Genomic DNA, 18,612 nt, shown 5'->3' on the forward strand with positions numbered 1-18,612 from the left:
CGGATAAAAAAATGTCGTTTCATTATAGTGGTTCACGCATTCCCGACTTTCCAGCCTGGCAAAACGGTCGCGATCCGGGCCGTTGTCCGTTAAAATAGAGGGATTAATCTAGAGCCTGTGCCGGTAGGTGGGGGGAAGCTCATGGCGATGCATGGCGGGCGTGGGCAAGGCGCGAGGAGGCCGCATGGCGAGCCATGCAACGACGAGCAACGCAGTACACGCTCGCCAGGCGCGCCAGGAGCGACTCCCACCTATCGGGACAGGCTCTCCACACTGTATCAATTAAGGACACACTCCATGCCATCGTTTGATGTCGTCTGCGAAGCAGACATGGTCGAAGTCAAGAACGCGGTCGAGCAATCGAACAAGGAGATCACGACCCGCTTCGACTTCAAGGGCAGCTCGGCCAATGTCGAACAGAAAGAGCGCGAACTGACCTTGTTCGCCGATTCCGATTTCCAGCTCAGCCAGGTCAAGGACGTGCTCATCAACAAGATGTCGAAGCGCAAGGTCGATGTCCGCTTCCTGGATGAAGGCAAGGTCGAGAAGATCGGCGGCGACAAGGTCAAGCAGGTGATCAAGGTGCGCAACGGCATCGAGACCGAAGACGCAAAGAAGATCACCAAGCTGGTCAAGGAAAGCAAGATGAAGGTGCAGGCCAGCATCCAGGGCGAATCGGTGCGCATTACCGGCGCCAAGCGCGACGACCTGCAAACGGCAATGGCGATGCTGCGCAAGGACGTGCAAGACCTGCCGCTGGCATTCAATAATTTCCGCGACTGATCGCAAGTCGCATCGTGGCCGGCACGACCGGCCTGGAAAGCGAGGCGCGGGCGGACAAGGATCCGCGGCGCCTTGCCCCGCTTGGAGTAGAATGGCGCCGTGCGAAATTCGCGCGTTTTTTCGATCACGCTGCGCGTCGCCGCAACTCCGGGCAAATCAGGTAGTCTAAGGATAGCAATGAAACGTGTTGATGATTTCCGCCTAAAAATGGGCAACAAGGAATATGTGCCCATCATGATCGGCGGAATGGGTGTGGACATCTCGACGTCCGAGCTGGCCCTCGAAGCGGCCCGTCTCGGTGGTATCGGTCATATCTCCGACGCCATGTCGCAAGACGTGTCCGACCGCAAGTTCGACACCACCTTCGTCAAAGACAAGACGAAGACCTACAAGTTCAACATCAACAATATGAACAAGGCGGTGGTCCAGTTCGACCTGGACCACCTGGCCGAGGCGACCCGGCGCCACGTCGGTTCGACCATGGAAGCGAAGAAAGGCGATGGCCTTGTCTACGTCAATTGCATGGAAAAGCTGACCATGAACGCGCCGAAGGAAACCCTGCGCGTGCGCCTGGGCGCGGCGCTGGACGCCGGCATCGACGGCATCACCCTGTCGGCCGGCCTGCACCTGGGCTCGTTCGAGCTGATCAAGGATCACCCGCGCTTCCGCGACGCCCACCTGGGCATCATCGTGTCCTCGGTGCGCGCGCTGCAGCTGTTCCTCAAGAAGGTCTCGCGCCTGGACCGCAAGCCTGACTTCGTGATCGTCGAAGGCCCGCTGGCCGGCGGCCATCTGGGCTTCGGCATCGATGACTGGAAACAGTATGACCTGCACACCATCATGGACGAGATCCACGCCTTCATGCAGGCCGAGCAACTGGGCATCCCGGTGATCGCCGCTGGCGGCGTGTTTACGGGATCGGATGCGGCTGGCTTCCTGGAAAAAGGCGCTGGCGCCGTGCAGGTGGCGACCCGCTTCACCGTGACCCACGAGTGCGGCCTGCCTGACAGCGTCAAGCAGGAATACTTCCGCGCCAGCGAAGAAGATATCGAGGTCAATGGCGTGTCGCCAACCGGCTATCCGATGCGCATGCTCAAGAACACGCCGGCGATCGGTTCCGGCATCCGTCCAGGCTGCGAATCGTATGGCTATCTGCTGGACGCGACCGGCAACTGCGCCTACATCAACTCGTACAACCGCGAGGTACAGGCCCATCCGGACCAGAAAAAAGTCTCGGTGATGGACAAGACCTGCCTGTGCACGCACATGCGCAACTTCAATTGCTGGACCTGCGGCCACTATACCTACCGCCTGAAGGACACCACGCATTTGCTGGCGGACGGCAACTACCAGATCCTGAGCGCCGAGCATGTGTTCAAGGATTACCAGTTCAGCGTGAACAACGAGATCGCGCTGCCGGTCAAGCAGGAAGTGGCGGCGGCGTAAGCGCCCCGCTCACCCAGCCTGAGCCACGGCCCTGCCGTGGCTTTTTTATTGGTTCAGGCGAGCCAGCCGCCTTCCGCCTCCAGTTCGCAACGATCCTGGAATCCGCTGCAGAATCCACGTAACTGCATGGCAAACCGGTCAAGCAAGGCTGGTTCGGTGACAAGGAAGGTGCGCAACTCCATTGCGCCCCGCGTCAGTCCGGCCTCGCCGAATTGGCGCGCGCCAATATCGCCATACTGACTGCGCGCCAGCACCGTCATGACGATGGCCCGCTGCCGGGTCACGCTGAATGCGATATCGACGCCCCCGCCTGCGATATGCTCGCCAGTGCTGCCAAGCGCGATGTCGAAGGCCGCGCCAGGCACGATCTCGGTAAAGTTTTCAAGCGCTAGCGCGATGGCCTCCAGCATGGGCAGATTGACGTAGGCTTGGACAGCGATCGATGCCCGCTCGTCTTCGACGGCGATCTCGACCTGGCTGAAACCATCGTCGTCGTATAGCCTCTTGAATCGCACCCCACACGCCATATCGCACTCCCCCCTTCTCAGCCGCGCTCGAACCAGCGCATGATCGCGTCATACTCTGCCTGCACCTGCTCGTAACCTCCGCCTGCCGGCACCAGGTCGTGGTTCGCCGTCGGCACGCGCCGCATCGTCACATCCCTGCCCTGCCCGCGCAGCTGGGCAGCCATCACCTCGGTCGACAGGGTCGGCGTGCTGGCGTCCTGCATGCCCGTGGCGATGTACACGCGCGCCTTCGACTGCAGCAGATTGTCGCCGGCCGACTGCGCAAAGAAACTGCTCCAGCGCCGGTACGGATGTCCCCAGGCGAACTTGCTGCCGCTGGAGGGATCGGCCAGGATGGCCGCCACCGTCGTATCGAGCGCGGCCAGCTCACGCGCTTTGTCGGCATCGCTCCCGCTGCCCTGGTGGATGCGCGCGACGAAGTCGTACAACTGGGTCGTGCCCGACGTGCCGCTCAGCGCCACGGCGCCGACCTCGGGCACCGCGCGCGCCAGGCCCGCCGCCAGCGCACCCCCTTCCGAGATCCCGATCACGAGCACCCGGCCGGCATCGATTTCGGGCTGGGCCAGCGCATGGCGCAGGGCCCGGCGCAAGGTGGCCAGCCAGGTATCGTAGGAATAAGATCGATTGAATGCGTCGCCGCAGCCGGCAGCACTGCCCGCTTCACCATCCTGCTGCGCGGGCTGATGCGGCTTGTCCACCGCCATCACGGCATAACGCCCGCTGGCGGCAAGCGGTACCCAGTTGAAGATCGCGGAACTGCGCTGGTCGGTGCCCAGCCCGCTGAACGGCGGCGTGCACCCCGACCCTTGCACGAACAATACCAGCGGCGCCTTTGCCTTGGGCGTTGACAGGTAGTAGCTGACCGCCGGCCCTTCATCGGCCGGCAACGTGACGCGGTCCAGGCTCCAGCCAGTGAACTGAAAGGTCTCTCTCTGCTGCGCGCCGGTGGCCGGCAAGCTGGCGGCCAGGGCCGTCGCCATGGAGAAGGCAAGAATGACGCGATGGGCGGAAATGCTCACGAAGGTCCTTTACAGTATGCAAGCCTTCGATATTGCCTTTCCGTCCATCGCGATGCAATGCGATGCGGGTAGCGCGCGCTTATTCTTTCAGCGCCGCAGCCTGCGCCGCGATCTTCGCCGCATCGCCGCCCACCGCCTTCACCAGGCGCTTGCCGTAATCGGCATCGGCCTTCCAGAAGTGCGACAGCATGATGTCGCGGGTCTCCACGTTTTGCACACGCTTCAGGTCGCCCGACAGGTTGACGATCAGGTCATCGCGGTCCTGGGCGCTCAGCGAGCGGTAGAACTCGCCGGCCTGGCGGAAGTTCAACGTCCTGGCGATGCGCTGCTGCTGGGTGGCGCCGGCCAGCGGCAGAGTGCTCGAGCGTGCGTTCGGATCCTCGACCAGCGGCGCCAGGCGGCTCGGCTGGTAGTTCACGCTACCCTTGCGGCCATCGATATTGCCCTGGCCATCTTGCTGGTGGTTACGCACTGGCACCAGCGGCTTATTGATCGGCAGCGACTGGAAGTTCGCGCCCAGGCGGTGGTGCTGGGTGTCGATGTACGAGAACAGGCGGCCTTGCAGCATGCGGTCTTCCGATGCCTCGATGCCCGGCACCAGGTTGCCCGGCGCCATCGCGACCTGCTCGGTCGCCTCGAAGAAGTTGTCAGGCACGCGGTCCAGGGTCATGGTGCCGACCCTGCGCTCCGGAATGCCGGGCCAGGTCTTGGTCGCATCCAGCGGATCGAAATCGAACTTGTCCAGGTCTTGCGGCTTGAGCACCTGCACGGTCAGGTCCCAGCGCGGGAACTGGCCGGCCTTGATCGACTCGTACAGGTCGACCGTGGCGTGGGCCGTGCTCTTGCCCTGCACCAGCGGGATCTCTTGCGGACGCAGGTTGCGCTCGCCCTGCTTCGACTTCCAGGCGAACTTGGCGTACACATAGTCACCCTTGGCATTGACGAGCTTGAGCGCATGCACGCTGCTGCCATCCATCTGGCGGTAGTTGGCTGGCGTGCCGTAGTTCGAATACACGCGGGTCAGCATGGCCGTCGCTTCCGGCACGTGCGAGAAGAAGTCGAACACGCGCTCCGGTTCCTGCACATTGGTGACCGGGTCGGGTTTCAGCGCGTGGATCATGTCCGGGAACTTGATCGCATCGCGGATGAAGAAGATCGGCAGGTTGTTGCCGACCAGGTCCCAGTTGCCTTCCTGGGTGTAGAACTTGGTGGCAAAGCCGCGCGGGTCGCGCGTGGTTTCGGCGCCCGAGCGGCTCGGGATCACGGTCGAGAAGCGCACGAATACGGGCGTCACGGTATCGCGCCTGAACAGCTTGGCCTTGGTGAGGTCAGACAAGTCGTCGGTGACCACGAAGCTGCCATGGGCGCCGGTGCCGGTGGCATGCACCACGCGTTCCGGGATGCGCTCGCGGTCGAAACGCTGCAGCTTCTGGATCAGATGCACGTCTTGCAGCAGGGTCGGACCGCCGGGACCCGCGGTCTGGCTGTTCTGGTTGTCGCCAACCGGGGCGCCGTTATCCTTGGTCAGGGTCTGGGCATGGGCGCCCTGCACCAGCGCCATGACGCCCGCGGACAGGGTCAGTGCGCACAGGGCCAGGCGCCCCGCTGAAGAAAATACAAAGATCATAGTTAAAACCTATTTAATTTCAATTGGAGATAGTCATCCTATAGATGAGTATGTCATTTATGAAATAAATTATTTTTATGGAAGCGATAGGTATTTGATTAAAAGCCCTAGTCTCCGGTAGAAGGCGCGGCACGGCGTGTCGCCCTTCGAATGACCCGGCATTTGTCCAGGATTACCGGTCTATGTGCGTGGACGCACCGAGCTGCAGCCGCTGTGGACGCTACGGTAGGCCTTCACCACCAGGGAGATCAGATGAGCGAGCCAGAACAACCCGTCCGCGTCGAACCCGCCACCATGCCAGCCGGAGGCTGGGGCTCGGTGAGCGACGTGACGCAAGCCCTGGGAGGCCAGGGTGTGGTGCTGAAGGATACGCGCCTGCTGCTCAAGCAGAACAAGCCGGACGGCTATGCCTGCGTCAGCTGTGCCTGGGCCAAGCCGGCCGACCCGCATCCTTTCGAATTCTGTTCCAGCGGCGCCAAGGCCACCGCCTGGGAAACCACCAGCCGTGCCATCGGTCCCGACTTCTTCGATCGCCACACGCTCACCGAGCTGGAAAGCTGGAGCGACCACGAGCTCGAAGACCATGGCCGCCTGACGGTCCCGCTGCGCTACGACGCCGCCAGCGACAAATACCGCCCGGTCGACTGGGACGTGGCCTTCGCCGGGATCGGCGTCCACCTGCGCACCCTCGATCGCAAGAAGGTGGTGTTCTACGCGTCCGGCCGCGCCTCGCTGGAAACCTCGTATATGTACCAGCTGCTGGCGCGCATGTACGGCAATAACAACCTGCCGGACAGTTCGAATATGTGCCACGAAAGCACCTCGGTCGGCCTGCAAAAGACCATCGGGGTCGGCGTCGGCACCGTGGGACTGAACGACTTCACGCATACCGAATGCATCCTGTTCTTCGGCCAGAACGTGGGCGTGAACAGTCCGCGCATGCTGCACCAGCTGCAGGAAGCGCGCAGGCGCGGCGTGCCGATCATTACCTTCAATCCGCTGCGCGAGCGCGGCCTGGTGAGCTTCACCAATCCGCAATCCCCGCTCGAGATGATCACCGGCCACGAGACCGCGATCAGCACCCAGTACCACCAGGTCCGGCCGGGCGGCGACACTGCCGCCATCATGGGCATGTGCAAGGCCATCTTCGCGCTGGACGATGCGGCGAAGGCGCGCGGCGAACAGCGCGTGATCGACGTTGCCTTCATCGGGGAGCACACCCATGGCTTCGACGCCTTCGAGCGCGCCGTGCGCGCCTGCGGCTGGGACGCGATCGAGCGCGAAGCCGGCCTGCCGCGCGCCGCGCTCGAACAAGCGGCCGACGTCTATTGCAAGGCCGGCGCCGCGATGGGCGTGTACGGCATGGGCCTGACCCAGCACCGCAACGGCGTGCAGAACGTGACGATGATGGTCAACCTGCTGCTGTTGCGCGGCAATATCGGCAAGCCCGGCGCCGGCATCTGCCCGGTGCGCGGCCACTCCAACGTGCAGGGCCAGCGCACGGTCGGCATCACCGAAAAGCCCGAACTGGCCCCGCTCGACAAGCTCAGGGAACAATACGGCTTCGAGCCGCCGCGCGACCAGGGCTTGACCACGGTCGATGCCTGCGAGGCGATCCTCAAGCGCGAGCTGCAGGCTTTCATCGGCCTGGGCGGCAATTTCTTGCGCGCTGTGCCGGAGACGCGGCTGATGGAAGCGGCCTGGCGCGAGCTGCCGTTGACGGTGCAGGTCGCAACCAAACTCAACCGCAACCACGTCATCCACGGCAAGGCGGCCTACCTGCTGCCCTGCCTGGGGCGGATCGAGATCGACCGCCAGCGTTCCGGGCCGCAGGCGGTCACGGTCGAGGACAGCACCTCGTGCATGCACGGTTCGCGCGGCATGGCCGAGCCGGCCGCGCCCTCCCTGTTGTCCGAGCCCGCCATCGTGGCCGGCATCGCCAAGGCCACGCTGGACCCGAACCCGCGCGTCGACTGGGATGCCTGGGTCGCCGACTACGCCAGTATCCGCGATGCGATCGAACAGACCTTCCCCGAGATCTTCCGCGACTTCAACGAGCGCATGTGGACACCCGGAGGATTCCGCAAGCCGCTCGCCGCCGCCGAACGGATCTGGAAGACCGACAGCGGCAAGGCTGAATTCACGGCGCCGGAAGAACTGCCGGGCAATCCGGACCTGGCGGGCGGCGATGGGGTGCTGCGCCTGTTCACGATCCGCAGCGACGGCCAGTTCAATACCACGATCTACAGCCACGACGACCGCTTCCGCGGCGTGCACGGCAGCCGCATGGTCTTGTTCATGGGCCAGGCCGACATGGCGCGCCATGGCCTGGCCAAGGGCGACCTGGTCGCATTGCGCACAAAAGCCGACGACGGCGTCGAGCGCCGCGTCGACGGCCTGCAGATCGTGCCCTACGACGTGCCGCCCGGCTGCATCGCCGGCTACTACCCCGAGTGCAATCCCCTGATCCCGCTGTGGCACCACGCCAAGGAAAGCAAGGTGCCGGCGGCGAAGTCGATCGACGTGCTGCTCGAATGCAGTGCCGAAGCCAGTCCTGTTGCCCACGTCACGTAACGCTTGCCAAGCGAATTCGGAACAGGTGTAAGCTGGCTTCACGCAAGCGCAAGCCGCATCGCGGCGCGCTGCGACAGCGAGAAAGGCGGCCCGACATGTCGACGTTCGACCCCTCCGAGCAGGTCAGCTTCCTGGCCGACGAGGCTGGCACGATCCTCACCTGGAACCCCCGGTGCGCAGCACTGTTCGGGCTGGCGGCGCCGGACGTCTTCGGTCGCAATGCCGGCCAGCTCCTGGGTGCGCCGTCCTGGCCGGCCCTGCTCCAGGCCGGCGCTGGCCACGTCGACCTGCCGGCGCCGGCGGGCCGCTCGGCCAGCGTCGCACTGGCAGCCCAGTTCGATGCGGACGGCGCGGCGCGCAGTGTCAGCGTCAGTGTCATTCCCGCGGCCCGCACCCTGTCCGAAAGCGAGCGCATCGGCACGACGGCCTTGCGCGACGTCGTCGACCTGCTGCCGGGAACGTTCTACATCCTCGACCGGGAAGGCCGCATCCTGATGTGGAACCATAATCTCGAGCGGCTGTGCGAAATGATGCCGGAAGAACTCGCCGTGACCAATGCCTTCGAGATGCTGGACCCGCGCGACCGGCCGCAGGCGATCGACAAGATCAATCGCCTGTTCGAGAATAACGCCGAAGTCGAGATGGAAGTCGACTACGTGTCGCGCAGCGGGCGCGAGACGCCGATCCTGCTGCGCGGCGCCCGCATCGCCTGCAACGGCGGTCAATACCTGTTCGGCATGGGCATCGATATTTCCAAGCGGCGGGAGCGCGAACGCCAGCTGAACCTGTACAAGCGCGCGCTCGACGCGGCCAGCAACGGGGTCATCATCGCCCGCAACGGCAGCCCGGACCAGCCCACCGAATACGTGAACCCGGCTTTCGAGCGCCTCACCGGCTATTCGGCCAGCGAAGTCATCGGCAAGGATCCGCGCTTCATGGCCGCGCCTGGCGTGGATGCGGACGAACGCTGTCGCATGCGCATTGCCCTGCACGAGCAACGTTCCGTGCATGTGGTGCTGCGCAACCTGCGCAAGAACGGCGAGCTGTTCTGGAACGACCTGCACATCACGCCGGTCCACGACGACAACGGCCAGGTGACGCATTTCGTCGGCATCCTGGTCGACGTCACGGCCAGCAAGCAGCGCGCCGACCATCTCGAACACGAGGTCAACCACGACAGCCTGACCGGCCTGGCCAACCGCACGCTGCTGTGGGACCGGCTCGACCACGCCGTGCACCTGGCCCAGCGCCACCAGACGCTGGTGGCGGCGGTGCTGGTCGACCTCGACAACTTCAAGACCATCAACGACACCTTCGGCCACGATGCCGGCGACGCCGTGCTCAAGGTCGTCGCGCGGCGCCTGCAGGCGGCCGTGCGCGACAGCGACACGGTGGCGCGCATGTCGGGCGACGAATTCGTGATGGTGCTGGTCGACCAGCCCAGCCTGCGCTTCACCCTGCGCATGGTCGAGCGGGTACGCCGCGCCCTGGTGATGCCGGTGGCCTTCGGCGGCAACGAGATCCCGGTCGGCGCCAGCCTCGGGGTGGCCGCCTTCCCGCACGACGGCCGCAGTCCGGCCGAGCTGGTGCGCGCGGCCGACATGGCGATGTACCGCGCCAAGAACAACGGCGGCGGCGTGCACTTCTTTTCCAGCGAGATGCGCTCGGCCAGCGAGGCGCGCGCAGCCCTGGCCGGCAGCATGAAGAGCGCGCTCGAGGACGACGAACTATTCCTGCTGTTCCAGCCGCGCATGGACGCGCGCAGCGGCAAGGTGCGCGGCTTTGAAGCCCTGCTGCGCTGGAACCACCCTGAACACGGCATCATGCTGCCGGCCGCCTTCCTGGCCGAGGCCGAGGAAAGCGGGCAGATCGTCGAGATCGGCAACTGGGTGCTGGACCGCGCCTGCGCCTTCGCGCGCGAGCTGCGCCATGCCGGCTACACGGCGCTGCCGGTGGCGGTCAATGTCTCGCACCGCGAATACAGCCGGCCCACCTTCATCGCCGGCCTTGCCGAGCGCATGTCGCGCTACGGCCTGCCGCCCGGCACGCTCGAGATCGAGATCCCCGAGGCCGACCTGATCCGCAACCCGGGCCTGGGCCGCGACCTGGCGGCCCAGTTGCGCGACGTCGGGGCGATGCTGTCGATCGACCAGTTCGGGCGCGGCATCTCCGACCTGAATTTCTTGCAGCAGCTGTCGGTGCGCCAGGTCAAGCTGTCGAAGATGGCGGTGCACAATATCGCCAACCACGGCCGCGGCGGCTCGCTGGCCAAGGCCTTGATCGGCATCGGCCGCAACCTCGACATCACGGTGGTCGGCGAAGCGGTCGAGACCGAAGCGCAGGTCGAGTTTTTGCGCAACCACGGCTGCGACCAGATGCAGGGACAGTGGTTCAGCGCGCCACTATCGGCCGACGCGGCGCGTCATCTGCTGGCGCAGCGGCAACATACCGCCTGAAATCAGCCTTCGCTGGTGATGCGCTTGACGAGTGCGCCGAGCACGTCCTCGGCCAGCTCGTTGTCCACCTGGCAGGTGCCGGCATTCTCGTGCCCGCCGCCACCGTATTCCAGCATCAGCGCGCCGATATTCGTCTTCGACGTCCGGTTGAGAATCGATTTACCGGTGGCGAACACGGTATTCTGTTGCTTGACACCCCACAGCACGTGGATCGAGATATTTGTCTCGGGGAACAAGGCATAGATGATGAACCGGTTGCCCGCATAGATCACCGATTCGCCGCGCAGGTCGAGCACCACCAGGTTGCCTTCGACCCGCGCGCAGCGCCGGATCTGTTCCTTGCAGCGCGCGCTGTGTTCGAAATACAGGGTGCTGCGCTCGACGACGTCGGGCAGCGCCATCAGGTGCCCGATGTCCTGGGTGGCGCAATGGCCGATCAGGTCCATCATGAGCTGGTAGTTCGAGATCCTGAAATCGTGGAAGCGGCCGAGGCCGGTACGCGCATCCATCAGGAAGTTGAGCAAATCCCAGCCTTGCGGATCGAGCACTTCTTCGCGAGAAAAGCGCGCCGAGTCGCCCTTGTCGACGGCCGCCATCATCTCGCTCCAGGCCGCCGGGAAGGTACGCGCGCCGCCATAATGATCGTAGACCACGCGCGCCGCCGACGGCGCGTCCGGGTGGATGATGTGGTTTTCGCGGCGGCCGGTATTGCGGATGGTCTCGGACAGGTGGTGATCGAACACCAGGTGGGCGCCGGCGACATAGGGCAGATTGGTCGTGATGTCGCGGGCGGTGATCACGATTTTGCCGTCCTGCATGTCCTTGGGGTGGACGAACAGGATGTCGTCGATCAGCTCGAGATGCCTGAGCAGCACGGCGCACACGAGGCCGTCGAAATCGCTGCGGGTCACGAGGCGGAATTTGTGGGGAATAGCGGACATCGGCACACCCTTTCGTCGTCGGTTGTGATTGGTCCCGGCATGGCCCGGCCATCGGAGAGGAACATCATACATTGCAATGTTTCTAATTAACAGCTATTGAGTTCGATCATTTCCAGCGCATGAATACCGTCCATTCCCCGATTCCTGCAGGCTGTCGCAGGGGACTGGCCCTGACGCGCCCGGCGCGTTAAAGTTGCATCATCCCAAGACCGGCGATACCGGCCGCCATTGCCCGCCACGGGCTGGCAATGACAAACAGACAAGGTTGACGACGCCATGCAAGCACGCAGTTCGACACAACAGTATTTGACCGGCATCCTGTCCCGGCTCTACCGGGCCTTCGACGCGGTCGCGACCTGGGTGACCCAGCTGTCCTGGTGGAAGTTCCTGCTGTTCGCCTGCCTGACGCTGACAGCCGCCGCCATCCTGCAAGAAGAATTGTTCAACGGCCCGGCGCAAGAAGATATCGCGCGCGCCGAGCGCGAGGCCGGACGGCGCAGCGACGCCAGCATCCTGATCGACGAGAGCGGCATCCGCTTCAATCCGCGCAACCGCGCGCGTGGCAACGCCGCCGAGCCGGCCGAACCGGTGCCCGCCGAGCCGGCCGAACCGGCGGCGCCCGCGGATCCGGAGGCCCCAGAGGCGCCCCGTCCGCCGCTGCCGCCGAATCCGCCATCCATCGGCGGCAGCGGCATCAATATCCACCCGGGAGACGACTCGGTCCACATCGAGTTGCCGCCGCAGATCGGCGAGGAATTGTCGAACGCGATCGAGGCGGCAGTCGAGGACGCCGCCGAACAGAAGGTGTCGCGCTATCACAAGCAGGCCTCGACCTGGTTCATGAACTTCGTGCTGCTGCTGCTGCTCGCCCTGTTCGGCACCAAGGCCCTGGTTGGCGGCAAGAAGCGCGCCGACGCCGAGGCGCAGGTCGCGAATGCCGCCGCCGAGCGCGAAGCCATGCAGCGCCAGCTGTCCGAAACCAGGATGCAGATGATGCAGGCCCAGGTCGAACCGCACTTCCTGTTCAACACCCTGGCCTCGGTCGAGCACCTGATCCGGGTCGACCCGCCGCGCGCCTCGGCCATGCAGCGCAGCCTGATCCAGTACCTGCGCGCGGTGCTGCCGCAGATGCGCGACAACGCCGTGCTCACCGGCCTGGGCCGCGAAGTGGATATGGTCAGCGCCTATCTCGCCCTGCTCAAGATGCGGATGGAAGAACGCCTGACGGTCGACCTGCAAATCCCGGACGGCCTGCGCAGCGCGGCCTTCCCGCCCATGATGCTGCAATCGATGGTCGAGAACGCCATCAAGCACGGCCTGGAATGCAAGCCCGAAGGCGGCACGCTCAGGATCGTGGCCGAGGTGGCCGACAGCAAGCTGCGCGTGACCGTGACCGACGACGGCGTGGGCTTTGGCGTGGTGCCCAGCGACGGCACCGGACTTGGCCTGCAGACCATCCGCGACCGCCTGAAATTGCTGCATGGGGACGCCGGTCGCCTGCACATCGGCGCCAACAGCCCGAGCGGCGTGATCGCGACGATCGAAGTGCCCTACCAGTTGTCGAAACAGGGGTGAAACGCTCCGGCTTGCCTGCCGCCCTGTTTCATTGAATAATCATTACATAATAAACCTGCAAAGAGACCACCATGCCTACCGCGATTATTGCCGACGACGAAAGACTGATGCGCGAACAACTGCGCATGCGCCTGCAGGAAGCCTGGCCAGAGCTGCAGATCGTCGGCGAAGCGAAGAATGGCGAAGAAGCCGTGCAACTGGTCGGCGAACTGCAACCCGACCTGACCTTCCTCGATATCCGCATGCCGGGCAAGACCGGCATGGAAGCGGCGCGCGAGATCGGCGAGCGCAGTCAGATCGTGTTCGTCACCGCCTACGACCAGTATGCGGTCGAAGCCTTCGAGCGCGGCGCGATCGATTATGTACTCAAGCCAACCGAACCCGACCGCCTGAAGGTCACGGTGGACCGCCTCAAGGAACGCCTGGACAAGCCTGAAGTGGCGGGCAACGTCAACGACAGCGTGTCGGCCATGCTGAGCCAGCTGGCCGAGAAGATCGCCGCGCCAAAGCAAAAGCACCTGCAATGGATCCAGGCCAGCATCGGCCAGGACTTGCGCATGATCCCGGTCGAGGAAATCCTGTTCTTCCGCTCGGACGAGAAATATACCGCCGTGCAGACGGCCAGCTTCGAGGCCCTGATCCGCAAGCCGGTGCGCGACCTGGCCGACGAGCTCGACCCATCGCTGTTCTGGCAGATCCACCGCGCGACCCTGGTCAATGTGAATGCGATCGAGGGCGTGACGCGCGATATCCGCGGCCGCCACCTGGTGCTGGTCAAGGGCCGCCCGGAGAAACTCGAAGTCAGCCGCAGTTTCTTGCACCTGTTTAAGCAGATGTAGGGACCGGGGGCGGCATTCGGGCGCCTTGTCTGCCCTCAACGCCCTCCCCGCCTGGTGCGCGTAATGTAGAGGACCCGGGTCGCGTGCGCGGCCTTTTCCTCTATATATGTATCCCGCATGAGACCTCAGCGCAGGGCACGCAGTCGCCGCACCGGTCAGGCCGTGCTGGTGGCCGGCTTCGTGGGCGGCTACTGCGCCGGCAATATGGCGGCCGCCCTGCGCCGGGCCCGCAGTCCCCAGCGCGGCCTGCGCGGCTTCGAGAGCCGCGGATTCGACGGTCGACGTATCGTCCACAGCGCCAGCGACGCCATCCTGTCGGTCGACGAGGACACCACCATCCTGCTGGCCAACCCGGCTGCGGCCCAGATGTTCAATTCCAGCGTCAGCGCCATGCAGGGCTCCCGGCTGTCGCGCTTCATCCAGCCGCCCACGCCCGACGCGCATACCCCGCTCGACTATTTTCCGGCCGGCGGCGGCCGCGCGGGCAGGCGCGCCACCGACTACGCCGTCACCGGCATCCGCAGCGGCGGCCAGCTGTTTCCCGTCGAAGGATCGATCTCGAGCATCGAGCACGACGGCCGGCCCGTGTTTACGGTCATCCTGCGCGACGTCTCCGAGCGCCACCTGGTGCAGCAAAAGCTGGCGCGCTCGCACGACCAGCTGCGCCAGCTGTCCTCGGCCCTGCAGAGCATCCGCGAAGAAGAGCGCACCCACATCGCACGCGAGCTGCACGACGACCTCGGCCAGCTGCTGGCCTCGCTACGCATGGACCTGACCCTGCTGACCCGGGTCGACCACCTGCCCGACGCCAGCGTGCGCCTGATCGCGGGCATGGAAAGCAATCTCCTCACCGCCATCACGTCGCTGCGCCGCATCGCCACCAACCTGCGTCCACGCGCCCTCGACGAGGGCGGCCTGTATTTCGCGCTGCAGGGCTTGCGCGACGAGTTCGTCGAGCGCCATGGCATCGCCTGCATCCTGCTGGCCGACGAGGCCGAACTGCGCCTGGACGATGCCGCCAGCACCGCCGTATTCCGCATCGTGCAAGAAGCACTGACCAATATCGCGCGCCATGCAGGAGCGCAGAACGTCTTGCTCAACCTGTACCGCACCAATGGCGAGCTGCTGGTGACGATCCAGGACGACGGCCGCGGCATCCGCGCCGAAGACATGGAAAAAGCCCAGTCGCTGGGCCTGGTCGGCATGCGCGAACGGGTCTGGGCCATGCACGGCGACATCACGATCGCCGGCGACGAACCGCCCGGTACCCGCATCGACATCGTGTTTCCGCTATCCGGCCACGTGGTGTGACCGGCTGCGCCGAGGACAAATGTAAAGAATATTGTTCGACCTATTGCGTAAAAACAACATAGTCAGGATGTCATGAACTCGACATATTGGCTCGATAAGATCGCTGTCGATCTGAGTTGACTTGCTAACTCAACATCTTGTCGAAACTAAACTGGAGATCTTCATGAAGTATAAGTTCCTGGCCGCCGCTGTGCTGTCGTCCCTGCCACTGTTCGCCCAAGCCCAGACCAATGTCCAGATCTACGGCGTGATGGACGCAGCCATCGCCCTGGAAGACACCGACGCGCCGGGCGAAGACCGTCGCACCACCGTCAGCTCGGGCAACCAGTCGAGCAGCCGCCTCGGTTTCCGCGGCACCGAAGATCTCGGTAACGGCCTGAAAGCCCTGTTCAACATCGAAGCCGGCGTGTCGCTCGACACCGGCGCCACCGACTCGCAGACCTTCGGCCGCCGCGCCGTGGTCGGCCTGCAGGGCGACTTCGGTACCCTGACCGTCGGTCGCGAATACTCGCCGATCGCCGCCGTCGCAGCTGCCTCGGACATCAACGGCCAGGGCCTGTACGGTTCGAACCTGTCGGGCTTCGGCACCAACCGCCTGACCCGCCGCCTGGCCAACTCGGTCAACTACAAATCGAACTCGCTGTCGGGCTTCGTCGTCAACGCCGCCTACTCGACCGGTGAAAAAACCGTCGATCCGTCGGGCGACCTGCTGGGCGTGTCGCTGGAATACAAGAACGGCGGCCTGTACCTGGGCGCCGGCTACCACGCCACCGAGCGCCTGAACGAAGGCGACGACAAGGAAATGGCATTCGGCGCCGGCTACAACTTCGGCGCGTTCGAAATCAAGGGCAACTGGATGAAGGCGGAGATCGAAGGAACCGGCACCGCCGTCGATCCTGAATACACCAACGCCAACATCGGCGCATCGTACACCGTCGGCGCCAACAAGTTCTTCCTGAACTTCCAGCAGCAGAAGCAGGACAATACCGATGCCAAGGGCAACACCGTGTCGGTGTCGTACACCTACTCGCTGTCCAAGCGCACCAACATCTACACGACCTACGCCCAACTGCGCAACAACAGCCGCGGCGTGTTCGGCATCAATGCTTCGTCGAACAACGTGACCCCGCCGGCAACCGCCCTGGGTTCGGATCCGTCGGTGTTCACCGTCGGCCTGCGTCACTCGTTCTAAGAACCTGCCCCGGCAGGCTCGCAAGTACGCGGGACCTCGCACGCCGCTCACGGCGGCGTGCGACAGCATCCACACCGACGCGCACGCGCCGGGATGCTCGACGCCGGCATGCCGGCGTTTTGTCATACTACAGTCGCAGTCAAGCCATCCTGCGCAAGTGTTTGTTACCGCTCAACGATCTGCAAAGTGCAATTCGGCCGGAGTCTCAGTTGGACTAGACTGTTGTCTCACTGGAGACAATCATGTCAAGCCCCAAAAAACCGAAGGCATCGACCCGCACTCCTCCTTCCACCGGCCGCGACGATACCGGCCTCCCCGCCTATCGGGCGCGGCGCGGCGTGCACGGCCATGCTGTCGCCGAAGCGAGCAGCGCCTTCCATGTCGATCCGCAAGCCAGGATCGCGCTCATCCGGCACGGCGTCCCGGCAGCGAGCATCGGCGACCTGTCCGCGCGCATGGGCATCAGCAAGGAAATCCTGCTCTCGAGCCTTGGCCTGTCGCGCGCCACGATCAGTCGAAAGGAAAAACACGACAGCCTCTTGTCCAGGGACGAGTCCGAGCGTGTGCTCGGCGTCGAAATGTTGATCGGCAAGGTACAGGCCATGGTGGAAGAATCGGGCGCCCCCGAAGGCTTCGATGCGGCGCGCTGGTTCGCCGCCTGGCTCGTCAATCCGGCGCCGACGCTGGCCGGCGCCACCCCTGCCAGCTATATGGACACCTTTGAAGGCCAGCGCATGCTGGCCGACCTGCTCGCGATGAGCCAGAGCGGGGTGTATGCGTGACCGTCGCGGCCTGGCGGATCGCCGTCGAGACACCGGACTACAGCGCGCACGACCTGGCAGGCCTGGGCGCCAAGACGACCGGCGGGCGTTGGAACAGCAAGGGCGTTCCGGTCGTCTACTGCGCCGCTACGATCGCCCTGGCCACGCTCGAAACGGTGCATCATTTCAGGCGCGACAGCCTGCCGTTCAACCGCTACCTCGTCCGGATCGACATTCCCGATGGCGTCTGGGCCGCACGGCAGGTCCTGGATCCTGCGCCTGCCGGCTGGGATGCGATTCCAGCCGGACGGGCGTCGATCGAGGCCGGCGATGCCTGGATCGCGTCGGCGGCGAGCGCCCTCCTGCTCATACCATCGGTGATCGTGCCCGACGAATGCAATGTGCTGATCAATCCCGCGCACGCCGGCGACGCAGGTATCGCCGCCGGCACGCTCAAGCGCTGGCTCTACGATCCCAGGCTCTTTTCCTGATCGCTGCCGCGGCGCATCAGAATGAATGCATCATGCCCACCGCGACCCCGCTCTGCCGGTCCTGGTCGAGCCGCGTCGAACCGCCCCTGGCGAGCCCGCCCTTGAGCCGGGTCCGGTCGATCTCGGCATACAGCGTGGTGCGCTTCGACAGGTCGTAGCTCACACCCGCCATCAACAGGTCCTTCTGACCGTCGCCGACGGCGGCCTCAGCCGTCTGCCGCGCCGTGTATACCTTGTTGCGGTACCAGGCCAGCGTGAAATCGACGTTCTTCGCGATCTGGTAGCTGCCGCCGACCCAGTTCCATTCCTGCGTCCCCGCCCGTGCGACGGTGTCCTGTTCCTGCTCGACGTGCCCGACGGCCAGCGAGAAGGCGCCGAAATCATACGATGCGCCATAGGCGATGTGGTCGTAGTCGCGGTAGTCGGGTGCGGCATTGGTGCCCGCATTCCCCTTCGACATCGAGTACGAGGCCCCCGCCTTCAGCCCGGCCTTCGAATAGTTCAGCGCGACCGCCTTGGTGGTGCCGGCCTCGCTGTCTTGCGCGATCTCGCCCGGCGCCCATTCCAGGCGCGCAGTCCACGGGCCATAGCGCCCGGTGACCTGCACGTCGTTGTCCTTGCGGATGCCGTTGGTCGACGACAGCACGTAGGTGATGCTCGGATAGCGGAACTTGAAGGGATCGAAGGCCTGGATCGCGCGGTAGGCCGCCGAGTAGTTGCGCCCGACCTCCAGCGACAGGTGGCGGTTCGAGATGCCGACATTGGCGGCGCGCTGGAACAGGATGCCGTTGCTGTTATTGAGCGCGCCCGTCCCCGTGTTGTAGCCCAGTTCGAGGACGAAATTGACCTTGACGTCGCCGCCCAGGCTTTCGCTGCCGCGAAAACCCAACCGGTTCGGCCGGAAGGTGCCGTTCGAGCTGATCGTCGTCAGGTTATTGCCGTCGCGGTCGATATTGGTTTCGTGGCGTGCGCCGCCGTCGAAGGAACCATAGACGGTGACGTTGCCCTGGGCATGGGCGTGCAGGGATAGCGTGGCGCTCAGCGCCACGGCGATGCGGACTTTCATGGTG

Annotated in this window: 15 protein-coding genes; 10 read left to right on the forward strand and 5 right to left on the reverse strand. The window is 64.5% G+C overall.

All coding sequences use genetic code 11. The features are described from left to right. Positions 1 to 297 precede the first annotated feature (297 nt). Both E8M83_RS23090 and E8M83_RS23095 read left to right on the forward strand, forming a co-directional pair. The gene (locus E8M83_RS23090) at positions 298 to 783 is read left to right on the forward strand and encodes a YajQ family cyclic di-GMP-binding protein (RefSeq protein ID WP_137175702.1); all 486 of its coding nucleotides are present in this window, start codon (positions 298 to 300) and stop codon (positions 781 to 783) included. Positions 784 to 960: 177 nt separating this feature from the next. Continuing rightward, positions 961 to 2,229, forward strand: coding sequence for a nitronate monooxygenase (locus E8M83_RS23095; RefSeq protein ID WP_137175703.1), 1,269 nt, complete (start codon positions 961 to 963; stop codon positions 2,227 to 2,229). 53 nt (positions 2,230 to 2,282) lie between these two features. Here E8M83_RS23095 and E8M83_RS23100 read toward each other — a convergent pair whose 3' ends face one another. The 3 genes from E8M83_RS23100 to E8M83_RS23110 form a co-directional block, all read right to left on the reverse strand. Continuing rightward, positions 2,283 to 2,744 carry a hypothetical protein gene (locus E8M83_RS23100; protein ID WP_137175704.1) on the reverse strand — a complete coding sequence of 154 codons (462 nt, stop codon included), beginning with the start codon at positions 2,742 to 2,744 and terminating at the stop codon, positions 2,283 to 2,285. A gap of 29 nt (positions 2,745 to 2,773) precedes the next feature. Then, entirely contained in the window at positions 2,774 to 3,775 is a 1,002-nt protein-coding gene (locus tag E8M83_RS23105; RefSeq protein ID WP_137175705.1) for a S9 family peptidase, read from the reverse strand. A gap of 79 nt (positions 3,776 to 3,854) precedes the next feature. Beyond that, the gene (locus E8M83_RS23110) at positions 3,855 to 5,402 is read right to left on the reverse strand and encodes a catalase (RefSeq protein WP_307721865.1); all 1,548 of its coding nucleotides are present in this window, start codon (positions 5,400 to 5,402) and stop codon (positions 3,855 to 3,857) included. A 252-nt stretch (positions 5,403 to 5,654) separates the two neighbouring features. Here E8M83_RS23110 and E8M83_RS23115 point away from each other — a divergent pair, with 252 nt between their 5' ends. Further along, positions 5,655 to 7,976 carry an FdhF/YdeP family oxidoreductase gene (locus tag E8M83_RS23115; RefSeq protein ID WP_137175706.1) on the forward strand — a complete coding sequence of 774 codons (2,322 nt, stop codon included), beginning with the start codon at positions 5,655 to 5,657 and terminating at the stop codon, positions 7,974 to 7,976. Between the two features lie 95 nt (positions 7,977 to 8,071). Beyond that, complete coding sequence (locus tag E8M83_RS23120) at positions 8,072 to 10,432, forward strand: EAL domain-containing protein (protein ID WP_137175707.1); 2,361 nt, start codon at positions 8,072 to 8,074, stop codon at positions 10,430 to 10,432. A 2-nt stretch (positions 10,433 to 10,434) separates the two neighbouring features. On the opposite strand, the gene E8M83_RS23125 is transcribed toward E8M83_RS23120, so the two are convergent. Continuing rightward, on the reverse strand, positions 10,435 to 11,373 hold the full coding sequence (locus tag E8M83_RS23125; RefSeq protein WP_137175708.1) for an exopolyphosphatase: 939 nt from the start codon (positions 11,371 to 11,373) through the stop codon (positions 10,435 to 10,437). 276 nt (positions 11,374 to 11,649) lie between these two features. Here E8M83_RS23125 and E8M83_RS23130 point away from each other — a divergent pair, with 276 nt between their 5' ends. The 6 genes from E8M83_RS23130 (at position 11,650) to E8M83_RS23155 (ending at position 17,542) form a co-directional block, all read left to right on the forward strand. Further along, positions 11,650 to 12,948: a sensor histidine kinase gene (locus E8M83_RS23130; RefSeq protein ID WP_137175709.1), complete on the forward strand. Its 1,299-nt coding sequence runs from the start codon at positions 11,650 to 11,652 to the stop codon at positions 12,946 to 12,948. Positions 12,949 to 13,019: 71 nt separating this feature from the next. Beyond that, complete coding sequence (locus E8M83_RS23135; protein WP_137175710.1) at positions 13,020 to 13,787, forward strand: LytTR family DNA-binding domain-containing protein; 768 nt, start codon at positions 13,020 to 13,022, stop codon at positions 13,785 to 13,787. 117 nt (positions 13,788 to 13,904) lie between these two features. Next, positions 13,905 to 15,098, forward strand: a complete 1,194-nt coding sequence (locus E8M83_RS23140) for a histidine kinase (protein ID WP_137175711.1) — start codon at positions 13,905 to 13,907, stop codon at positions 15,096 to 15,098. Positions 15,099 to 15,261: 163 nt separating this feature from the next. Further along, positions 15,262 to 16,290 (forward strand): porin, encoded by a 1,029-nt coding sequence (locus E8M83_RS23145; RefSeq protein WP_137175712.1) that lies wholly within the window; start codon positions 15,262 to 15,264, stop codon positions 16,288 to 16,290. Positions 16,291 to 16,532: 242 nt separating this feature from the next. Continuing rightward, positions 16,533 to 17,072, forward strand: coding sequence for an antitoxin Xre-like helix-turn-helix domain-containing protein (locus E8M83_RS26385; RefSeq protein WP_229491839.1), 540 nt, complete (start codon positions 16,533 to 16,535; stop codon positions 17,070 to 17,072). After that, entirely contained in the window at positions 17,069 to 17,542 is a 474-nt protein-coding gene (locus tag E8M83_RS23155) for an RES family NAD+ phosphorylase (RefSeq protein WP_137175713.1), read from the forward strand. Before E8M83_RS26385 ends, E8M83_RS23155 begins: the two co-directional genes overlap by 4 nt. Before the next feature lie 16 nt (positions 17,543 to 17,558). Here the strand turns inward: E8M83_RS23155 and E8M83_RS23160 are convergent, their stop codons facing one another. Next, positions 17,559 to 18,608, reverse strand: a complete 1,050-nt coding sequence (locus tag E8M83_RS23160) for a porin (RefSeq protein ID WP_137175714.1) — start codon at positions 18,606 to 18,608, stop codon at positions 17,559 to 17,561. Between the last annotated feature and the right edge of the window lie 4 nt (positions 18,609 to 18,612).

It is taken from the genome of Massilia sp. HP4 (assembly GCF_005222695.1).
Classification (GTDB): Bacteria; Pseudomonadota; Gammaproteobacteria; order Burkholderiales; family Burkholderiaceae_D; genus Telluria.